This is a genomic window from Klebsiella sp. BIGb0149, assembly GCF_004362605.1.
Taxonomy (GTDB): Bacteria; Pseudomonadota; Gammaproteobacteria; order Enterobacterales; family Enterobacteriaceae; genus Klebsiella; species Klebsiella terrigena.
Genome location: NZ_SNYG01000004.1, coordinates 307,699 through 324,167, shown reverse-complemented (window position 1 = coordinate 324,167; position 16,469 = coordinate 307,699). Strand labels below are relative to the sequence as shown.

17 protein-coding genes are annotated in these 16,469 nt (G+C 58.3%); 8 read left to right on the top strand and 9 right to left on the bottom strand.

The window, feature by feature from the left end:
* Positions 1 to 6: 6 nt before the first annotated feature.
* The 5 genes from EDF75_RS16435 to rfaD all read right to left on the bottom strand — a co-directional run bounded on the left by EDF75_RS16435 (position 7) and on the right by rfaD (position 5,144).
* Positions 7 to 1,176: an O-antigen ligase family protein gene (locus EDF75_RS16435; RefSeq protein WP_166646194.1), complete on the bottom strand. Its 1,170-nt coding sequence runs from the start codon at positions 1,174 to 1,176 to the stop codon at positions 7 to 9.
* Complete coding sequence (locus EDF75_RS16430) at positions 1,154 to 2,062, bottom strand: sugar glycosyltransferase (protein WP_133600180.1); 909 nt, start codon at positions 2,060 to 2,062, stop codon at positions 1,154 to 1,156. The genes EDF75_RS16435 and EDF75_RS16430 overlap by 23 nt, the downstream gene beginning before the upstream one ends.
* Entirely contained in the window at positions 2,062 to 3,033 is a 972-nt protein-coding gene (gene rfaC / locus EDF75_RS16425; RefSeq protein ID WP_133600179.1) for a lipopolysaccharide heptosyltransferase RfaC, read from the bottom strand. The genes EDF75_RS16430 and rfaC overlap by 1 nt, the downstream gene beginning before the upstream one ends.
* Positions 3,034 to 3,036: 3 nt before the next feature.
* Positions 3,037 to 4,095: an ADP-heptose--LPS heptosyltransferase RfaF gene (rfaF, locus tag EDF75_RS16420; protein WP_133600178.1), complete on the bottom strand. Its 1,059-nt coding sequence runs from the start codon at positions 4,093 to 4,095 to the stop codon at positions 3,037 to 3,039.
* An 83-nt stretch (positions 4,096 to 4,178) separates the two neighbouring features.
* Positions 4,179 to 5,144 carry an ADP-glyceromanno-heptose 6-epimerase gene (gene rfaD / locus EDF75_RS16415; RefSeq protein ID WP_133600177.1) on the bottom strand — a complete coding sequence of 322 codons (966 nt, stop codon included), beginning with the start codon at positions 5,142 to 5,144 and terminating at the stop codon, positions 4,179 to 4,181.
* A 213-nt stretch (positions 5,145 to 5,357) separates the two neighbouring features.
* On the opposite strand from rfaD, the gene kbl reads away from it, so the two are divergent.
* The 3 genes from kbl to EDF75_RS16400 all read left to right on the top strand — a co-directional run bounded on the left by kbl (position 5,358) and on the right by EDF75_RS16400 (position 8,580).
* A complete protein-coding gene (gene kbl, locus EDF75_RS16410; protein WP_123709574.1) occupies positions 5,358 to 6,551 on the top strand; it encodes a glycine C-acetyltransferase in 1,194 nt (397 codons plus the stop codon).
* Between the two features lie 9 nt (positions 6,552 to 6,560).
* Positions 6,561 to 7,586 (top strand): L-threonine 3-dehydrogenase, encoded by a 1,026-nt coding sequence (gene tdh, locus EDF75_RS16405; RefSeq protein ID WP_041143208.1) that lies wholly within the window; start codon positions 6,561 to 6,563, stop codon positions 7,584 to 7,586.
* Positions 7,587 to 7,782: 196 nt separating this feature from the next.
* The gene (locus tag EDF75_RS16400; RefSeq protein ID WP_133600176.1) at positions 7,783 to 8,580 is read left to right on the top strand and encodes a glycosyltransferase family 2 protein; all 798 of its coding nucleotides are present in this window, start codon (positions 7,783 to 7,785) and stop codon (positions 8,578 to 8,580) included.
* Here EDF75_RS16400 and EDF75_RS16395 read toward each other — a convergent pair.
* The 3 genes from EDF75_RS16395 to gpmM are packed head-to-tail and all read right to left on the bottom strand — an operon-like array spanning position 8,577 to position 12,353.
* Positions 8,577 to 9,524, bottom strand: coding sequence for a divergent polysaccharide deacetylase family protein (locus EDF75_RS16395; RefSeq protein WP_123552537.1), 948 nt, complete (start codon positions 9,522 to 9,524; stop codon positions 8,577 to 8,579). The two genes, EDF75_RS16400 and EDF75_RS16395, sit on opposite strands and share 4 nt — an antisense overlap.
* Positions 9,525 to 9,527: 3 nt before the next feature.
* A complete protein-coding gene (gene envC, locus EDF75_RS16390; protein ID WP_133600175.1) occupies positions 9,528 to 10,799 on the bottom strand; it encodes a murein hydrolase activator EnvC in 1,272 nt (423 codons plus the stop codon).
* A 9-nt stretch (positions 10,800 to 10,808) separates the two neighbouring features.
* Complete coding sequence (gpmM, locus tag EDF75_RS16385; RefSeq protein ID WP_133600174.1) at positions 10,809 to 12,353, bottom strand: 2,3-bisphosphoglycerate-independent phosphoglycerate mutase; 1,545 nt, start codon at positions 12,351 to 12,353, stop codon at positions 10,809 to 10,811.
* 245 nt (positions 12,354 to 12,598) lie between these two features.
* On the opposite strand from gpmM, the gene EDF75_RS16380 reads away from it, so the two are divergent.
* From EDF75_RS16380 to cysE, 5 genes are all read left to right on the top strand, one after another.
* Entirely contained in the window at positions 12,599 to 13,030 is a 432-nt protein-coding gene (locus EDF75_RS16380) for a rhodanese-like domain-containing protein (protein ID WP_095102677.1), read from the top strand.
* A gap of 109 nt (positions 13,031 to 13,139) precedes the next feature.
* A complete protein-coding gene (grxC, locus tag EDF75_RS16375; RefSeq protein WP_041143202.1) occupies positions 13,140 to 13,391 on the top strand; it encodes a glutaredoxin 3 in 252 nt (83 codons plus the stop codon).
* Positions 13,392 to 13,449: 58 nt separating this feature from the next.
* Positions 13,450 to 13,917, top strand: a complete 468-nt coding sequence (gene secB / locus EDF75_RS16370) for a protein-export chaperone SecB (protein ID WP_041143201.1) — start codon at positions 13,450 to 13,452, stop codon at positions 13,915 to 13,917.
* Positions 13,917 to 14,933, top strand: a complete 1,017-nt coding sequence (gene gpsA, locus EDF75_RS16365; protein WP_133600173.1) for an NAD(P)H-dependent glycerol-3-phosphate dehydrogenase — start codon at positions 13,917 to 13,919, stop codon at positions 14,931 to 14,933. The genes secB and gpsA overlap by 1 nt, the downstream gene beginning before the upstream one ends.
* An 80-nt stretch (positions 14,934 to 15,013) precedes the next feature.
* Positions 15,014 to 15,835 (top strand): serine O-acetyltransferase, encoded by an 822-nt coding sequence (gene cysE / locus EDF75_RS16360; RefSeq protein ID WP_041143199.1) that lies wholly within the window; start codon positions 15,014 to 15,016, stop codon positions 15,833 to 15,835.
* 71 nt (positions 15,836 to 15,906) lie between these two features.
* On the opposite strand, the gene trmL is transcribed toward cysE, so the two are convergent.
* Positions 15,907 to 16,380, bottom strand: coding sequence for a tRNA (uridine(34)/cytosine(34)/5-carboxymethylaminomethyluridine(34)-2'-O)-methyltransferase TrmL (gene trmL / locus EDF75_RS16355; protein WP_133600172.1), 474 nt, complete (start codon positions 16,378 to 16,380; stop codon positions 15,907 to 15,909).
* Positions 16,381 to 16,469: the final 89 nt, after the last annotated feature.

Genomic DNA, 16,469 nt, shown 5'->3' with positions numbered 1-16,469 from the left:
CTTTTTTTAGCGCTTTACCTTCAGGCTGCTGCTCAGCGCAATGCCCAGCGGCAGCCAGAACAGGGGCCAGGTTTCCCGGGGATTGCTGATGATAAACATCCCCTGTGAGGCCATAAAAATCAGCGCGTAGCCGAAAATCGCCAGCCCGTAGCGGCTATCCTCCCGCCGTTTACTCCACGCCCGCCACAACCCGCCGGCAATGACCGCAAGCAGCAGCATCAGGCCAATAATGCCGCCTTTCAGCAGCGAGCCGAGATAGACGCTATGGGTGGTGGTGATATGCTCGCCGCTGTAGTTCGTAAAGTCGAGGTCGTAGTCAAAACCGCGTCCCAACCACGGCTGGCTGGAGACCTCTTCGAGGGTGTGGCGCCAGATGCTGATGCGCAGCCCGCTCTGCGTCCCGAGCTCTTCAAAGCGCGCCAGCAGCAGGTCACCCACCGGCGTGAAGAAGAAAAGCAGGCCTAAAATTACCGCTAGTGCCGCGACGATCAGCACGTTGCGGCGCGTAAAGACATGCAGGTGCAGGGTGCAGAAAAAGGCCACCAGCAGGGCGATAATCGGGCCCCGGCTTTGGGTCAGAACCATCATGACCAGCATGATGGCCATCGGCAGGTACAGGAGGTGGCTGCCTTTTTCTTTGAGCAGCATGGCGCAGATGAGAATGCCGACGCCGCAATAGCCCGCGAGGTCGATAACGTTGGTCGGCCCGGGGTTGCCCGGCGACACCGCGCGTTCGGTCAGGACAAGGGTATGGTCGATGATCATGGTCCAGATGGAAATGACCGTGATGCCGGCAACCACGCTCATCAGCGCCAGGCGTCGGGTCTGCGGGGAGCCGAGCAGGGTCGTCGTCAGCAGCAGATAGAACAGCAAATAGGTGCCATGGGTCAGAGGAGAGTCGATATGCTGCGGCGTCTGGCCCCAAATGTTGCTCAGCGCATAGTAGACGAAGAATATCAGCAGCAGCGCATAAACCGACCACTGCTGGCGCGTTTGGTCCGCCAGCTGCTGGCGATGGTCTTTATTAAGCAGCGACAGCAGAAACAGCAAAATAGAGAGATGAAGAAGGTTGTTTGTTCGGGTCGATATACAAAAAATTGCGCTGAAAAACAGAAACAAAGGAAAGACAACGGTGTAACCCTGCCTGGCGTAGTTACTGATTTTTAAAGTACTCATCAAAAGAAACCTTTTCGAAAATCGTTTCCGGAACCGCGCTTTCTAAGGAGAAGTTGACGACCCGGATATGGTTTTGTTGCAGCACGTTAGCAGCGTGCGAAAAGGACGGCATGACCAGGTCATCCACCTTATTTTCCAGCCAGGAAGGGAGTTTATCCCGATTCGTTTCGTAGAATCGCGGCTGGTTGAAATGAGTCATATCCAGTCCGCTTATTAGAATCGTTTTGAACCCCAACCACATCAGAATTTGTAGCGCCCAGTAGACAACGGTTCCGGCATCAAAAATGCCGTGCCGGATATCGGTACTAAAGCAAATATCCTCGCGCTGAGGGTGAAAGCGTATCGCCTCGACCGCTTGCCAGGCCTGACGAACCTGGTTTTTCGCGACTTTAGGGTGATAAATTTTATAACAGGCATCTTCAATTAACGCCAAACGGCAGCGCAGCGCTTCGCCGTGGCGGTCGAGGATTTTGGCGATACCGTGCAGGGTGGTAAAGAGCACCAGATCGGGCTGGCTGATGACGGCGCGAATAATCTCCGGTTTTCTATCGTAAAACTCCATATCGACGATGGTATAGATAGAAAATTTAATCCTGTCAGAGAGGTGCCACGCGCCGTTAACCCCCATAACCGGAATGCTTTTCGGCAGCAGCGAAAAATCGATGCTGCGGGTTGAAGGGCCGGTTGCGGTCAGCAGCACTTCGCCGCGCATGCTGTCCTTCATCTCGCTGAGATCGACCAGCGGGACCGTTTTTCCTTTGTACTGCAGGCTGCGAATTTCACCGCCGGGCGCGCGGGTTATCTTTGCCCACGGCCACAGATTCTCATTATGGCGAAAGGCACGAGGATGCGTGTAGCGATAGATTTGCTTAAACAAGGAGCCCATCAGGCCACTCCCTGGGAGGTCAACAGCTGCAGAACCCGTGAGGCGCTAATATCCCCCGTGCTGCTGCCGTTTTCCGGACGCACGACGTACTGGTTTTGCCCATAGCCGCCGATAAGACCCGGATCGGTCGGGCCGTAGAGGGTAAAATTAGGCTTATCGAGCGCGGCGGTTAAATGACTCAGGCCGGTGTCGACGGAAACCACGCCGCGGGCGCCGGCCAGGATCTGAGCGACCTGCTCCAGGCTCATGCGCGGCAGCACCTCGACAAAATCATGTCCCTGCGCCAGCCGTTTGGCCCGCGCCTCTTCGTGCAGGGCCCCCCACGGCAGCTTAATCCGCAGGCCGCTATCGGCGAGCAGCGCGATAAGCGCCCGCCAGTTCTCTTCCGGCCAGTGTTTATCATCGCGGGTGGTGGCGTGCAGGAAGACCAGATAGGGCGCGGCACCGGCCTCTTCCTGGCGCAGAAAGTGGCGGGCAATCGCGTAGTCGCCCTGGGATTCTGGCCTGGCGTAGCCGAGGCTTTTGGCAAACAGCTCGCGGGTGCGCTCAACGGCGTGCTGCTGCTTAGCAATGTGGTGGCGGCGGTTATAGAACAGGCTTGCCAGCGGCTCGCGGGCCGTCTGCCAGTCCATGCCGTGCTTCACGCCGTGCGCCAGCCGGGTAACCAGCGCCGCGCTTTTCACCAGTCCCTGGGCGTCAATGATAGCGTCGTACTTCTCCGCCCGCAGCGCCTGGCGAAAGGCTTGACGCTCGGCCTTAACCGGTGCGGAAAACCAGGCCTTGCGCCAGCGGCGAATGGCCACCGGAATCACGCGGTCAACGCTTTGGTGCCAGGAGGGGATCTGGGCGAAGCCCTCTTCGACCACCCAGTCGAAGCGAATCCCGGGGAAGGCCTGCGCGGCGTCGGTCAGCGCGGGCAGCGAGTGCAGGACGTCGCCCATGGACGAGGTTTTAACGATCAGTACCCGCATCCGCTACGCTTCCTCTTTTTCGGTTTCGTTCTGCAGCAGCTGATTCAGCTCCTCCAGGACGCGCTGCGGCGTAATATCGATCAGGCTCTGATGATACCCTTCTGCCGCATCTCCTTTACGCACCTTATGGTAGCCGCTTATCAGGCGGATCGTCCGCGCCTTATGCGACAGCGGCGGCGTAAAGTCGGGGCTGCTTGGGCCATACAGCGCGACCAGCGGGCGGTTGAGCGCGGCGGCAACGTGCATCAGGCCGGAGTCGTTGCTGACAACCGCCGTGCAGGCGGCAATCAGCACCACCGCCTGTTCAAGCTGGGTTTCACCGGCCAGGTTACGGCACCATGCCTGCTGCTGGGTGCTGAGAGCGGCCAGAATATCGTTGCCCGCTTCATGGTCCTTGGCCGAACCGAAAAGCAGCACCTGATAGCCTTCATCGATCAGCCGTTTGGCCAGTTCGGCGTAGTGGTAGTGCGGCCAGCGCTTGGCTGGACCGAACTCGGCCCCGGGGCAGAAGCCGATAATGGGCCGATGGGCAGAAATACTAAAGGCGTTGCAGACCTGCGATTTCTCCCCTTCATGCACCAGCAGCTGCGGCCAGAGCAGCGGCTGCGGCAGATCTTTCGCGCCGCGCATCACGCCTTTGTCGTAGGCTAAGGCTACGTAGCGCTCAACCATCAGCGGCCACGCGTCTTTATCCAGCGTTCTGGCGTCGTTCAGCAGGCCGTAGCGCATCTCACCGCGCCAGCCGGTGCGGTGCGGGATGTTGGCGAAGAAGGGAACCAGCGCCGATTTAAACGAGTTTGGCAGCACGTAGGCGCGATCGTAGCGGCGCTCGCGCAGGCTGTGCCCAAGCTTGCGCCGTTCGCCGATCTCCAGCGCGCCGTGGCCGAGCGGCATGGGAATCGCCTCGTTGACTTCCGGCATCCGTGACAGCAGCGGACGGCACCACGCGGGCGCCATCACGTCGATGATTGCCTGGGGATAGCGCGCCTTGAGCGTGCGATAGAGGCTTTGCGACATCATCATGTCGCCCACCCATGACGGGCCAATCACCAGTATTTTCATTCACTTTATCCTTCAAACGGTCTCTGCGTTGGCTACCTGCGTTCACTCCGGTCACTTGCTGTTGTCAGCTCCCGGAGATTCACTTAGCTGCCCGAATGATTTTGTGAATTTGTATCGCTGTCGCGGTTGAGCCAAGCCATATATTCCGTTACGCCTTCGGCGACGGTCCTGAACGGTTTGTCATAACCCGCCGCGCGCAGGTTAGTGAGGTCTGCCTGGGTAAATGCCTGGTAGCGGCCCTTCAGCTTGTCCGGGAACGGGATGTATTCGATGCTGCCCTTCTGGTGGTACGCCAGGGTGGCGTCGGCTACCGCCTGGAAGGATTCTGCCCGGCCGGTGCCGAGGTTGAAAATACCGGACGCGCCGTTTTCCCAGAACCACAGGTTGACCGCCGCCACGTCGCCGACGTAGACGAAGTCGCGCTTGAAGCTATCGCTGCCTTCGAACAGTTTCGGACTTTCGCCATTATTCAGCTGGGTATTGAGGTGGAACGCCACGCTTGCCATGCTGCCTTTATGGCCTTCGCGCGGCCCGTAGACGTTGAAATAGCGGAAGCCGACGATCTGCGAGTCAACTTCCGGCAGGATCTGGCGTACGTATTCGTCAAACAGGAACTTGGAGTAGCCGTAGACGTTGAGCGGCTGCTCGTATTCGCGGGATTCGATAAAGTTGCTGGTACGGCCGCCGTAGGTGGCGGCGGAAGAGGCGTACAGGAACGGGATCTCGCGCTCCAGGCAGTAGTGAAGCAGCTCTTTGGAGTACTGATAGTTGTTGTCCATCATGTACTTGCCGTCCCACTCCGTGGTGGAGGAGCAGGCGCCTTCATGGAACACCGCTTCAATTTCGTCGCCGAACTCTTCGCCCGCCATAACCTGGATCAGGAAGTCTTCTTTATCCATGTAATCCGCGATGTTCAGGTCAACCAGGTTCACAAACTTGGTGCCATCTTTCAGATTATCTACGACCAAAATGTCGGTAATGCCTTTGTCATTCAGGGCCTTGACGATATTGCTGCCGATAAACCCTGCGCCGCCGGTAACGATGATCATAACAGTAACCTTTGAAGTATGGAGTCCAGAGATAATCCGGACATGAATGCTTCTATCATATCACCACATGAGAAAGGCTTCAGCCCTTCGCAAAAAAGGTGCCGGGCGAGCGTGATTTATGCTGCAAATAATTCATTCAGGCATGCATCATCTCGTATCAGCGTATAGCTTTGGGTAATATGTGCCAAATTTTGCCGAATCTGGAGAGTTGCAATGCGTGGTGATTTTTATCAACAGTTAACCAATAGCCTGGATACCGCTCGCGCGGAGGGGTTGTTTAAAGAAGAACGCATTATCACATCGGCGCAGCAGGCGGATATCACCGTCGGCGGCAACAGCGTGATTAACTTCTGCGCCAATAACTATCTCGGCCTCGCCAACCATCCGGAGCTGATTGCCGCGGCGAAAGCCGGTATGGACAGTCACGGCTTCGGCATGGCCTCCGTGCGCTTTATTTGCGGGACCCAGGACAGCCATAAAGCGCTTGAGAAGAAGCTGGCCGGGTTCCTCGGTATGGAAGATGCGATTCTCTACTCCTCCTGCTTTGACGCCAACGGCGGCCTGTTCGAAACCCTGCTGGGCGCGGAGGACGCCATTATCTCCGATGCCCTGAACCACGCGTCGATCATCGACGGCGTGCGCCTGTGTAAAGCGAAGCGCTTCCGCTACGCCAACAACGACATGCAGGAGCTGGAAGCGCGGCTGAAAGAGGCGCGTGAGGCCGGCGCGCGGCATGTGCTGATCGCCACCGACGGCGTCTTCTCCATGGATGGCGTGATTGCCAACCTGAAAGGCGTCTGCGACCTCGCGGATAAATACGACGCGCTGGTCATGGTCGACGACTCCCACGCCGTCGGCTTTGTCGGTGAAAACGGCCGCGGCTCCCACGAGTACTGCGAGGTGATGGGCCGGGTGGATATCATTACCGGTACCCTCGGTAAGGCGCTGGGCGGCGCGTCCGGCGGCTATACCGCGGCGCGCAAAGAGGTGGTCGAGTGGCTGCGCCAGCGCTCGCGCCCGTATCTGTTCTCCAACTCGCTGGCCCCGGCGATCGTTGCCGCCTCCATCAAAGTGCTGGAGATGGTGGAGTCCGGCGGCGAGCTGCGCGACCGCCTGTGGTCCAACGCGCGCCTGTTCCGCGAAAAAATGACCGCCGCGGGCTTTACCCTGGCGGGCGCCGATCACGCCATTATCCCGGTGATGCTCGGCGAAGCGACCGTGGCGCAGAATTTTGCCCGCGAGCTGCAGAAAGAAGGTATTTACGTCACCGGATTCTTCTATCCGGTGGTACCAAAAGGCCAGGCGCGTATTCGCACCCAGATGTCTGCGGCGCATACCCCTGAACAAATTGAACGTGCGGTGGAAGCCTTTACCCGCATCGGCAAACAACTGGGCGTCATTGCCTGAGGGTGTGAGATGAAAGCGTTATCCAAACTGAAAGCGGAAGAAGGCATCTGGATGACCGACGTACCGGAACCGGAAGTCGGCCACAACGATCTGCTGATTAAAATCCGTAAGACCGCAATTTGCGGTACCGACGTACACATCTATAACTGGGACGAATGGTCGCAGAAGACCATCCCGGTGCCGATGGTGGTAGGGCACGAATACGTCGGTGAAGTGGTGGGTATCGGTCAGGAAGTTCGCGGCTTTAAGCTGGGCGATCGCGTTTCCGGCGAAGGTCATATTACCTGCGGCCACTGTCGCAACTGTCGCGCCGGGCGTACTCACCTGTGCCGCAACACCATTGGGGTTGGCGTTAACCGCCCCGGCTGTTTTGCCGAATATCTGGTGATCCCGGCCTTCAATGCCTTCAAAATTCCGGACAACATTTCTGACGATCTGGCGTCGATTTTTGACCCCTTTGGCAACGCCGTCCACACCGCGCTCTCCTTCGACCTCGTCGGCGAAGATGTGCTGGTTTCCGGCGCCGGCCCGATTGGCATCATGGCGGCGGCGGTCGCTAAGCACGTCGGCGCACGCAACGTGGTGATCACCGACGTCAACGAGTACCGTCTGGGCCTGGCGCGCAAGATGGGCGTGACCCGCGCGGTTAACGTTGCGCAGGAGAGCCTTGCCGACGTGATGGCCGAGCTGGGCATGACCGAAGGGTTTGACGTGGGTCTGGAGATGTCCGGCGCGCCGCCGGCGTTTCGCACCATGCTGGACACCATGAACCACGGTGGCCGTATTGCGATGCTCGGTATTCCGCCATCCGATATGTCCATCGACTGGACCAAAGTCATCTTTAAGGGACTGTTCATCAAAGGGATTTACGGTCGCGAGATGTTTGAAACCTGGTACAAGATGGCGGCGCTGATCCAGTCCGGTTTAGACCTGTCGCCGATCATCACCCACCGCTTCGGCATTGATGATTTCCAGCAGGGCTTTGACGCGATGCGCTCCGGCCAGTCGGGTAAAGTGATTCTGAGCTGGGATTAAAGGTCCGTTGTCCGCCGCGTTAGCAGACCGATACTCGTTTTGCTAACGCATATTCTGAGCGCCTGCGGGCGCTTTTTTTATTTAGATTTGGATAACATTTCAAGCGTACTTCATCGTAAAAGCACTATTTCTAAATCGATTTTCGGCCCGTTCGTTTATACATTTTGTTTAATTACCGCTTAACCTTATAAACACTATGCCTAAACTCACCGTATGCCTGCTGACCTGTGATTCCGCCCGCCTGCTGCGGGAGGTTTTGCCCCCGCTATTAAACGTGGCGGACGAGTGTATTGTCGTTGATTCAGGCAGCACGGATGCGACGCTGGATATCTGCCGGCAGTTCGGATTGCAGGTTCATCATCACGCCTATACCGCCCACGGCGCGCAGATGAACTACGCCACGGCGCTGGCCAGCCACGACTGGGTGCTGTGTATGGACAGTGACGAAATCCTCGATAGCGAAGTTGTTGCCGCCATTCTGAGGCTCAAAGCCGGGCCGGAGATCGATCCGACCTGCGCGTGGCGCCTGCCGCGCTACTGGTATGTGCTGGGGGAGGCGGTCAGAACCATTTACCCCGTTTCATCGCCTGATTACCCGGTCCGCTTGTTCAACCGCACCGTGGCGGCCTTTAACGATCGCCCGGTGGACGATCGCGTCGTCGGCCACAGCCGCTCAATCAGGCTGTCCGGCCGCGTGCGTCACGATACCTTCTACTCGCTGCATGAAGTCTTTCATAAGCTCAATAGCTATACCACCCGGCTGGTGAAGTACCAGAAGATCAGGCCGTCGCTGAGCCGCGCCGCTATCAGCGCGATTGGTGCGTTTTTTAAGTGGTATCTGTTCAGCGGGGCGTGGCGTAGCGGAAAGGTGGGGCTGGTGACCGGACTGTACGCCACCTTCTACAGCTTCCTGAAATATTTTAAAGCCTGGTATGCCGGGGGGGATAAACGGGAGCCCGCGGCGGAAAAGCGCCCGGGTTCCCGATCCCTCTAGTTCGTCGGCGTATCCCAGCCCTGCCACTTCAGCTGGTAATACTGCACCAGCGCGCTCTGGCTAATGCTTTCGCTGAGGATGCTAAAGAACCGGCTGGCGTACACCGGTTCAGGCGGATGCTTCGGCTTGCAGTACTTCACGCCGCGGAAAGGATTACGCGGCTTCGTTGGCGGCACGGTCTGCGACGGCGGCGCGGTATTTGGCGTGGAGGTATCTACCTGCGGCTCGTTGAGCAGGCTGCTCGGGCGCACGAGGGTAATGTCCGACGGCAGGCTATAGACCATCTGCTGCAGCACGCGCACCGTGGTGGGATGCGGGTGGCCGATAGCAATCGCCGAACCGTTACGCCGCGCCAGGGCGATGGCCCGGTTGAACTGAACGCGGATATCCGCTTCATTCTGCGTATCGTCGAGGAACACCTTGCGCTTAATCACCTTCACCCCGGTACCCTGCGCGGCGCGCATCGCCTGGCTATTGCCGATGGTCACGCTGTCGAGGAAGTAGAGATTGTAGCGTTCCAGCGCCTGCATCACCTTCTGCATACCGAACAGGCTGGAGGTCATCGCGCTGCCCATGTGGTTGTTCAGCCCCACGGCGTACGGCACTTTGCCGTAGGCTTCACGGATGATGCGCTCGATCTCCGCGCTGCTCATATCCGGGCGCAGGGTGTCTTTTTCCAGCGGCTGTTTGCTGAGCGGCGCCATCGGCAGGTGAATGAGCACCTCGTGGCCGAGGCCGTGCGCTTTGGTCGCCATTTCACGGGCGTGCGGGGCATTGGGTAACACGGCGACGGAGACGGTGGCCGGCAGCGCCAGCACCTGATTTTCCGTCTGTGGACGATAGCCAAAGTCGTCAATAACAATGGAGAGTTTGCCAGCAAAAGCTGGCGCGGCGAAAGCCAGCGTACCGGCTACCGCGAGTGCAATTCTGCGAAATTGAAGCAAAACTTATCTTCCCAACCACGGCTGTGGATTGACCGCCTGACCCTGGCGACGAATTTCGAAATAGAGCGACGGACGGCCTTGACCGCCGCTGCTGCCGACGAGGGCAATCGCCTGGCCCGCCCGGACCTGAGTCCCGACGCTGACCAGCGCGCTTTGATTATAGCCGTAGAGGCTCATATCGCCTTTACCGTGCTCAACGACCACCACCAGGCCGTAGCCCTGCAGCCAGTCGGCGAGGATCACCCGGCCATCGGCTATCGCTTTGACCTCGGTGCCTTCAGACGCGGCGATAACCATCCCCTTCCAACGTAGTTCACCTTGCAGCTGTTCGCCATAGCGGTGAAGCAGCGTGCCGCGAACCGGCCAGTAGGCCTGGCCGCGCGGCGAACCCAGTCCGCCGGTACGGGACATCAGCGAACGTTCGCTTTCCGATGGTTTGTAGGTGGTGCCTTTGCGGGATGCATCCTGCTGGCGATCGCGAACCGCCTGCGCCTCGCGGGCTTCGCGCTCCGCGCGAGCCTTAGCCGCCGCTTCTGCCTGGGCAACGCGACCGCGCAGACGCGATTCGTTGGCCCGCATTTCGCCCAGCTGCTGTTGCCCCTGCTGAATGGAGGATTCGAGGCCTGAAAGCGTCTTTTTACGCTCGTTACGCGCCTGCTCAAGCTTAGCCTGCTGCGCGCGCTGCTCGTAGACCAGCGTTTGCTGCTGGCTCTGTTTCTCTTCCAGCTCGGCCTTTTGCGCGGTGACCTCTTCACGCGTCTGCTTCAGCTGCGCGATGGTCTCCTGGCGGGCCTGGTTGAGATAGCCGTAGTAGGCCTGAATACGCTGGTTGCGCTGGCCTTCCTCGCCGCTGAGGATCATCTGCATGCCGGTGTGCGGCCCCTGACGAAACGCGGCGTCCAGCTGGGCGGAGAGGTTGCGCTCCTGTGAGGCGCGCTGGCGCTCCAGTTTGGCGATAGAGGTGTTCATCTCGTCAATCTGCTTGTTCAGCTGGGTCAGGGTGGCCTGGGTTTCACGCAGCTTGCGGGCGGCGGCGGAGATCGCTTCTTCCTGGGTCTTTAGCTGAGCGAGCAGGGAAGAGCGCTGCTGCTGCTGCTGCTGTATCGCACGCTGTTTAGCGGCAATATCGGCCTGAATGGATTTTAGCTGATCGCGATCGTCCGCGTGGGCAGGTACGGCGCACAGCAATACGCCAGCGCTGAACGCGCTGGCGTAAAGAACGGATCGCACCGTGGTTGCGATCCATGTATTTGAATAAGTCGCCTTTCCCCTCATGGGGAAGGATTATTCCACGATGAACAGCGGCTTGCCAGTCATCTCTTGCGGGATTTCCATTCCCATCAGCGACAGCATGGTCGGCGCGATATCGGAAAGTTTGCCATCTGCGGCCGCTTTCACGGTTTTATCACCGACGTAGATCAGCGGTACCGGCAGGTTGGTGTGGGCCGTGTGGGCCTGTCCGGTGGAGGGATCGCGCATCTGCTCAGCGTTGCCGTGATCGGCGGTGATCAGCAGCTGGCCGCCGACGGCTTCGACTGCGTTAACCACCCGATCGACACAGTTATCCAGCGTTTCAACGGCTTTAATCGCCGCTTCCATGACCCCGGTGTGGCCGACCATATCGCCGTTTGGATAGTTGCAGATAATGGTGTCGTACTCGCCGCCTTTGATGGCCGCAACCAGTTTTTCAGTCAGCTCGGCAGAGCTCATTTCCGGCTGCAGATCGTAGGTCGCGACTTTCGGAGAGTTGATCAAAATACGCTCTTCGCCTTTAAACGGCTCTTCGACGCCGCCGTTAAAGAAGAAGGTGACGTGCGCGTATTTTTCCGTTTCGGAGATACGCAGCTGCGTTTTATCGTTTTTCGCCATCCACTCGCCGAAGGTGTTCGCGAGCGAAGCCGGCGGGTAGGCGCAGGCGACTTTGATATCCGCGGCGTATTCGGTCAGCATGACGAAATCAAGGTTAACCGCTTTTTTACGCGCAAAGCCGTCGAAATCGGCGTTCACGAAGGCGCGGGTGATTTCACGGGCGCGGTCGGCACGGAAGTTCATGAAAATCAGCGCGTCGCCGTCTTCCATTGCCGCATCGGCCTGGCCCGCGGCGCGAATCACGGTGGCTTTGACGAATTCGTCGTTTTCATCACGGGCGTAGGCGGCCTGCAGACCCGCAACGGCAGTATCGGCCTGGAACTCGCCCTGCGCCAGGGTCATCAGGTTATACGCCTGCTCGACGCGATCCCAGCGGTTGTCGCGGTCCATGGCGTAGTAGCGACCGATAATCGAGGCCACGCGGCCTTTACCGAGGGCGGCAAATTTGTCTTCGAACTTCGCCAGCGTTTTTTCCGCGCTGCGCGGCGGAGTATCGCGGCCGTCGAGGAACGCGTGCAGGTAGATTTTTTCCGCGCCGCGCTCCGCTGCCAGCTCAACCATCGCCATGATGTGGTCTTCGTGGCTGTGAACGCCGCCGGGAGACATCAGGCCCATGATGTGTACCGCTTTACCTGCGGCAACCGCTTTGTCTACCGCCGCGGTCAGTACCGGGTTAGCAAAGAACGTCCGCTCTTTGATTTCAACATCAAGACGGGTCAGGTCCTGGTAAACGATACGACCGGCGCCAAGGTTAACGTGGCCCACTTCGGAGTTGCCCATCTGGCGATCCGGCAGGCCTACTTCGAGGCCTGAAGCATCAATCAGCAGATGAGGACGTTTCGCCCACAGCGCGTCCATAACGGGGGTTTTTGCGCTATAAATAGCGTTATCCTGCTGCTCTTCACGGTAGCCATAGCCATCCAGAATGACCAGTACCATAGGTTTTTTAGAAACCGACATTGCGACAACCTCATGCTCAAAGACAGAAAATTTGCGTAATTTTACTACAGCTGAATCGATCAAATCACCGTTAAAGATCAAAGAAAGGGAGCGGTCAGGCCGCAGGGGAGCGGCAAGGGGGAATTTTTTTCGCGGCGTGCCGCAGAAAATGCATTACATCACGCTCACTGGCTGTATTTGCCGCAATGCACAGGTATACTCCTTGCCTGGTTTTTTTATCACTTAGTCGGGAGTTGTAACCCCCCATGCAAGAAATTATGCAATTCGTCGGCCGTCACCCCGTCCTGAGCATCGCGTGGATCGCGCTGCTGGGTGCGGTGCTGTTCACCACCTTTAAAGGGCTGACGTCGAAAATTAAAGTCATTACCCGTGGTGAAGCGACGCGTCTGATCAACAAAGAAGATGCGGTGGTTGTCGACCTGCGTCAGCGTGACGATTTCCGTAAAGGCCACATTGCTGGTTCTCTCAACCTGCTGCCGAGCGATATCAAGGCAAATAACGTGGGTGAGTTGGAAAAGCACAAAGCACAACCCATTATAGTGGTAGACGGTTCCGGTATGCAGGCGCAAGAGCCTGCGAGCGCGCTGAATAAAGCCGGATTCGAGAAGGTTTTTGTACTGAAAGAAGGCATTGCCGGCTGGAGTGGTGAAAACCTTCCGCTGGTACGCGGCAAATAATTTACCCCACGCCTTTATGACGTAGCAGGGTTCCCTCCTTGCGGCTATCCGCTAGGGGAGCGCCTTGCCTGCGGCCTAAAATCCTCAGGGTAAAAACAGGAGTGAAGTCATGGCCAATATTGATATCTATACCAAAGCGACCTGCCCGTTCTGCGTGCGTGCTAAAGCGCTGCTGAACAGCAAAGGCGTGACGTTCAACGAGCTGCCGATCGATGGCAACGCGACGAAGCGCGAAGAGATGATCCAACGCAGCGGTCGGACCACGGTTCCGCAGATTTTTATTGATGAACAGCACATTGGCGGCTGTGACGACTTGTATGCGCTTGATTCACGTGGTGGACTTGATCCCCTGCTGCGCTAATTTTGCGTCCACCCAGGCCGGGTAGGCGTATTTAAGGACAACACGAAAGGGTTTTACTATGTCAGAACAAAACAGCACCGAAATGACTTTCCAGATCCAGCGTATTTATACCAAGGATATCTCCTTCGAAGCGCCGAATGCTCCGCAAGTTTTCCAGAAAGACTGGCAGCCAGAGGTTAAACTTGATCTGGATACCGCTTCCAGCCAGCTGGCTGAAGGCGTCTATGAAGTGGTGCTGCGTGTGACCGTAACCGCCGCGCTGGGCGAAGAAACCGCATTCCTGTGCGAAGTACAGCAGGGCGGCATCTTCTCCATCGAAGGCATTGACGGTAACCAGATGGCGCATTGCCTCGGTGCATACTGCCCGAACATCCTGTTCCCGTATGCGCGTGAGTGCATCACCAGCCTGGTTTCTCGCGGTACCTTCCCGCAACTGAACCTTGCGCCAGTGAACTTCGATGCGCTGTTTATGAACTATCTGCAGCAGCAGGCTGGCGAAGGTGCCGAACAGCATCAGGATGCCTGATGAACGAACTTAATGCTGCAATGACTGTGATCGGTGCCGGCTCTTACGGCACCGCTCTTGCTATCACCCTGGCAAGAAATGGCCATCGCGTTGTGCTCTGGGGCCATGACCCTAAGCACATCGCGACGCTGCAAAACGATCGCTGCAACGCCGCTTTTCTTCCCGACGTTCCCTTCCCCAATACGCTGCATCTGGAGAGCGACCTGTCGACCGCCCTGGCCGCCAGCCGCGATATTCTGGTTGTCGTTCCGAGCCACGTCTTTGGTCAGGTTCTGCGCCAGATTAAGCCGCTGATGCGTTCCGACGCGCGCCTGGTGTGGGCGACCAAAGGTCTCGAAGCTGAAACCGGCCGCCTGCTGCAGGACGTCGCGCGGGAAGCGCTGGGGGAAGATATTCCGCTGGCGGTGATCTCCGGCCCGACCTTTGCAAAAGAGCTGGCCGCAGGGCTGCCGACGGCCATCTCCCTGGCCGCGACGGATCCGCAGTTTGCCGACGATCTCCAGCATCTGCTGCACTGCGGTAAAAGCTTCCGCGTCTATATCAATCCGGACTTTATTGGCGTCCAGCTTGGCGGCGCGGTGAAAAACGTTATCGCCATTGGCGCCGGGATGTCCGACGGTATCGGCTTTGGCGCCAATGCGCGTACCGCGCTGATTACCCGTGGCCTGGTCGAGATGTCTCGCCTGGGCGCGGCGCTGGGCGCCGATCCGGAAACCTTTATGGGGATGGCGGGTCTGGGCGATTTGGTCCTGACCTGTACCGACAACCAGTCGCGTAACCGCCGCTTCGGCATGATGCTCGGTGAGGGCATGGATGTACAAAGCGCGCAGGATAAGATTGGTCAGGTGGTTGAAGGCTACCGCAATACCAAGGAAGTTCGCGTTCTGGCACAGCGTTTAGGTGTCGAAATGCCAATAACCGAGGAAATTTATCAGGTATTGTATTGCGGAAAAATTGCGCGCGAGGCAGCATTGACCCTATTAGGTCGCGCACGCAAGGACGAGCGCAGCAATTAGCCTTAAAGGAACCTTTGTCACCTCGATGACCCGGTCAGCATAGAACTGGCCGGTCATTTTGCTATCGCCTGGAGTCAGCAATGCCGTGTGAAGAACTGGATATCGTCTGGAATAATATTAAAGCCGAAGCCCGGGCTTTAGCTGACTGTGAGCCGATGCTTGCCAGTTTCTACCACGCCACGCTGCTTAAGCACGAAAACCTCGGCAGCGCCCTGAGCTATATGCTGGCTAACAAGCTGGCCTCGCCGATTATGCCCGCCATCGCGATTCGTGAAGTGGTGGAAGAGGCCTATGCCGCCGACCCGGAAATGATCGCCGCCGCCGCCTGTGATATTCAGGCCGTGCGTACCCGCGACCCGGCGGTCGATAAATACTCCACGCCGCTGCTGTACCTCAAAGGATTTCACGCGCTGCAGGCCTACCGCATCGGGCACTGGCTGTGGAATCAGGGCCGGCGTGCGCTGGCCATTTTCCTGCAAAACCAGGTTTCCGTCTCCTTCCAGGTCGATATCCACCCGGCGGCGAATATTGGCCGTGGGATCATGCTCGACCACGCCACCGGCATTGTGGTTGGCGAAACGGCGGTGATCGAGAACGACGTCTCCATTCTGCAATCCGTCACCCTCGGCGGTACCGGTAAAACCAGCGGCGATCGCCATCCGAAAATCCGCGAAGGCGTGATGATTGGCGCCGGAGCCAAGATCCTCGGCAATATCGAAGTGGGACGCGGGGCCAAAATCGGCGCCGGTTCCGTGGTGCTGCAGCCCGTTCCGCCGCATACCACCGCCGCCGGCGTTCCGGCACGCATCGTCGGCAAGCCGGAGAGCGATAAGCCGGCGATGGATATGGATCAGCACTTTAACGGCATCCACCATACGTTTGAGTACGGCGACGGGATCTAGCGTCGAGCATTGCGGACTGGCTACTTAACCCGGATAAAGCGCAGCGCGCCGCAGTCCGGGAATGGCCAGGCTTAGCTACGCAGCACCGCGCCCGGATACCCCAGCTGGCGCCAGGCCTCATACACCACCACCGACACCGCGTTTGACAGGTTCATGCTGCGGCTGTCCGGCATCATCGGAATACGGATTTTCTGCTGCGGCGGCAGGGCGTCAAGAATGCTGGCCGGCAGACCGCGGGTTTCCGGGCCAAACAGCAAAAAATCACCGTCCTGATAGCTCACCGCGCTGTGGGCGGGCGTGCCTTTGGTGGTCAGCGCAAACAGGCGCTGTGGGCTGGCGCTTGCGACAAAAGCCGCATAGTCGCGATGTCGCTGAACGGCGGTAAACTCGTGGTAATCCAGCCCGGCCCGGCGCAGGCGCTTATCGTCCCAGGCGAAGCCCATTGGCTCGATGATATGCAGGCTAAAGCCGGTGTTGGCGCACAGGCGGATAATATTGCCGGTGTTCGGCGGGATCTCTGGTTCGAATAGTACAATGTTCAGCATGCTGCCCTGTCTCATTAGGCTCTTGATGGCGGGGGCAGAATAGCAGATATTTCCCCGGCCCTCATCCCTGCGGGAGAGCGCCGGGCGGG

Coding starts and splice junctions, on each gene's coding strand:
- EDF75_RS16435 (WP_166646194.1), bottom strand. CDS start 1,176: ATGAGTACTTTAAAAATCAGTAACTACGCCAGGCAGGGTTACACCGTT.
- EDF75_RS16430 (WP_133600180.1), bottom strand. CDS start 2,062: ATGGGCTCCTTGTTTAAGCAAATCTATCGCTACACGCATCCTCGTGCC.
- rfaC (WP_133600179.1), bottom strand. CDS start 3,033: ATGCGGGTACTGATCGTTAAAACCTCGTCCATGGGCGACGTCCTGCAC.
- rfaF (WP_133600178.1), bottom strand. CDS start 4,095: ATGAAAATACTGGTGATTGGCCCGTCATGGGTGGGCGACATGATGATG.
- rfaD (WP_133600177.1), bottom strand. CDS start 5,144: ATGATCATCGTTACCGGCGGCGCAGGGTTTATCGGCAGCAATATCGTC.
- kbl (WP_123709574.1), top strand. CDS start 5,358: ATGCGTGGTGATTTTTATCAACAGTTAACCAATAGCCTGGATACCGCT.
- tdh (WP_041143208.1), top strand. CDS start 6,561: ATGAAAGCGTTATCCAAACTGAAAGCGGAAGAAGGCATCTGGATGACC.
- EDF75_RS16400 (WP_133600176.1), top strand. CDS start 7,783: ATGCCTAAACTCACCGTATGCCTGCTGACCTGTGATTCCGCCCGCCTG.
- envC (WP_133600175.1), bottom strand. CDS start 10,799: ATGAGGGGAAAGGCGACTTATTCAAATACATGGATCGCAACCACGGTG.
- gpmM (WP_133600174.1), bottom strand. CDS start 12,353: ATGTCGGTTTCTAAAAAACCTATGGTACTGGTCATTCTGGATGGCTAT.
- EDF75_RS16380 (WP_095102677.1), top strand. CDS start 12,599: ATGCAAGAAATTATGCAATTCGTCGGCCGTCACCCCGTCCTGAGCATC.
- grxC (WP_041143202.1), top strand. CDS start 13,140: ATGGCCAATATTGATATCTATACCAAAGCGACCTGCCCGTTCTGCGTG.
- secB (WP_041143201.1), top strand. CDS start 13,450: ATGTCAGAACAAAACAGCACCGAAATGACTTTCCAGATCCAGCGTATT.
- gpsA (WP_133600173.1), top strand. CDS start 13,917: ATGAACGAACTTAATGCTGCAATGACTGTGATCGGTGCCGGCTCTTAC.
- cysE (WP_041143199.1), top strand. CDS start 15,014: ATGCCGTGTGAAGAACTGGATATCGTCTGGAATAATATTAAAGCCGAA.
- trmL (WP_133600172.1), bottom strand. CDS start 16,380: ATGCTGAACATTGTACTATTCGAACCAGAGATCCCGCCGAACACCGGC.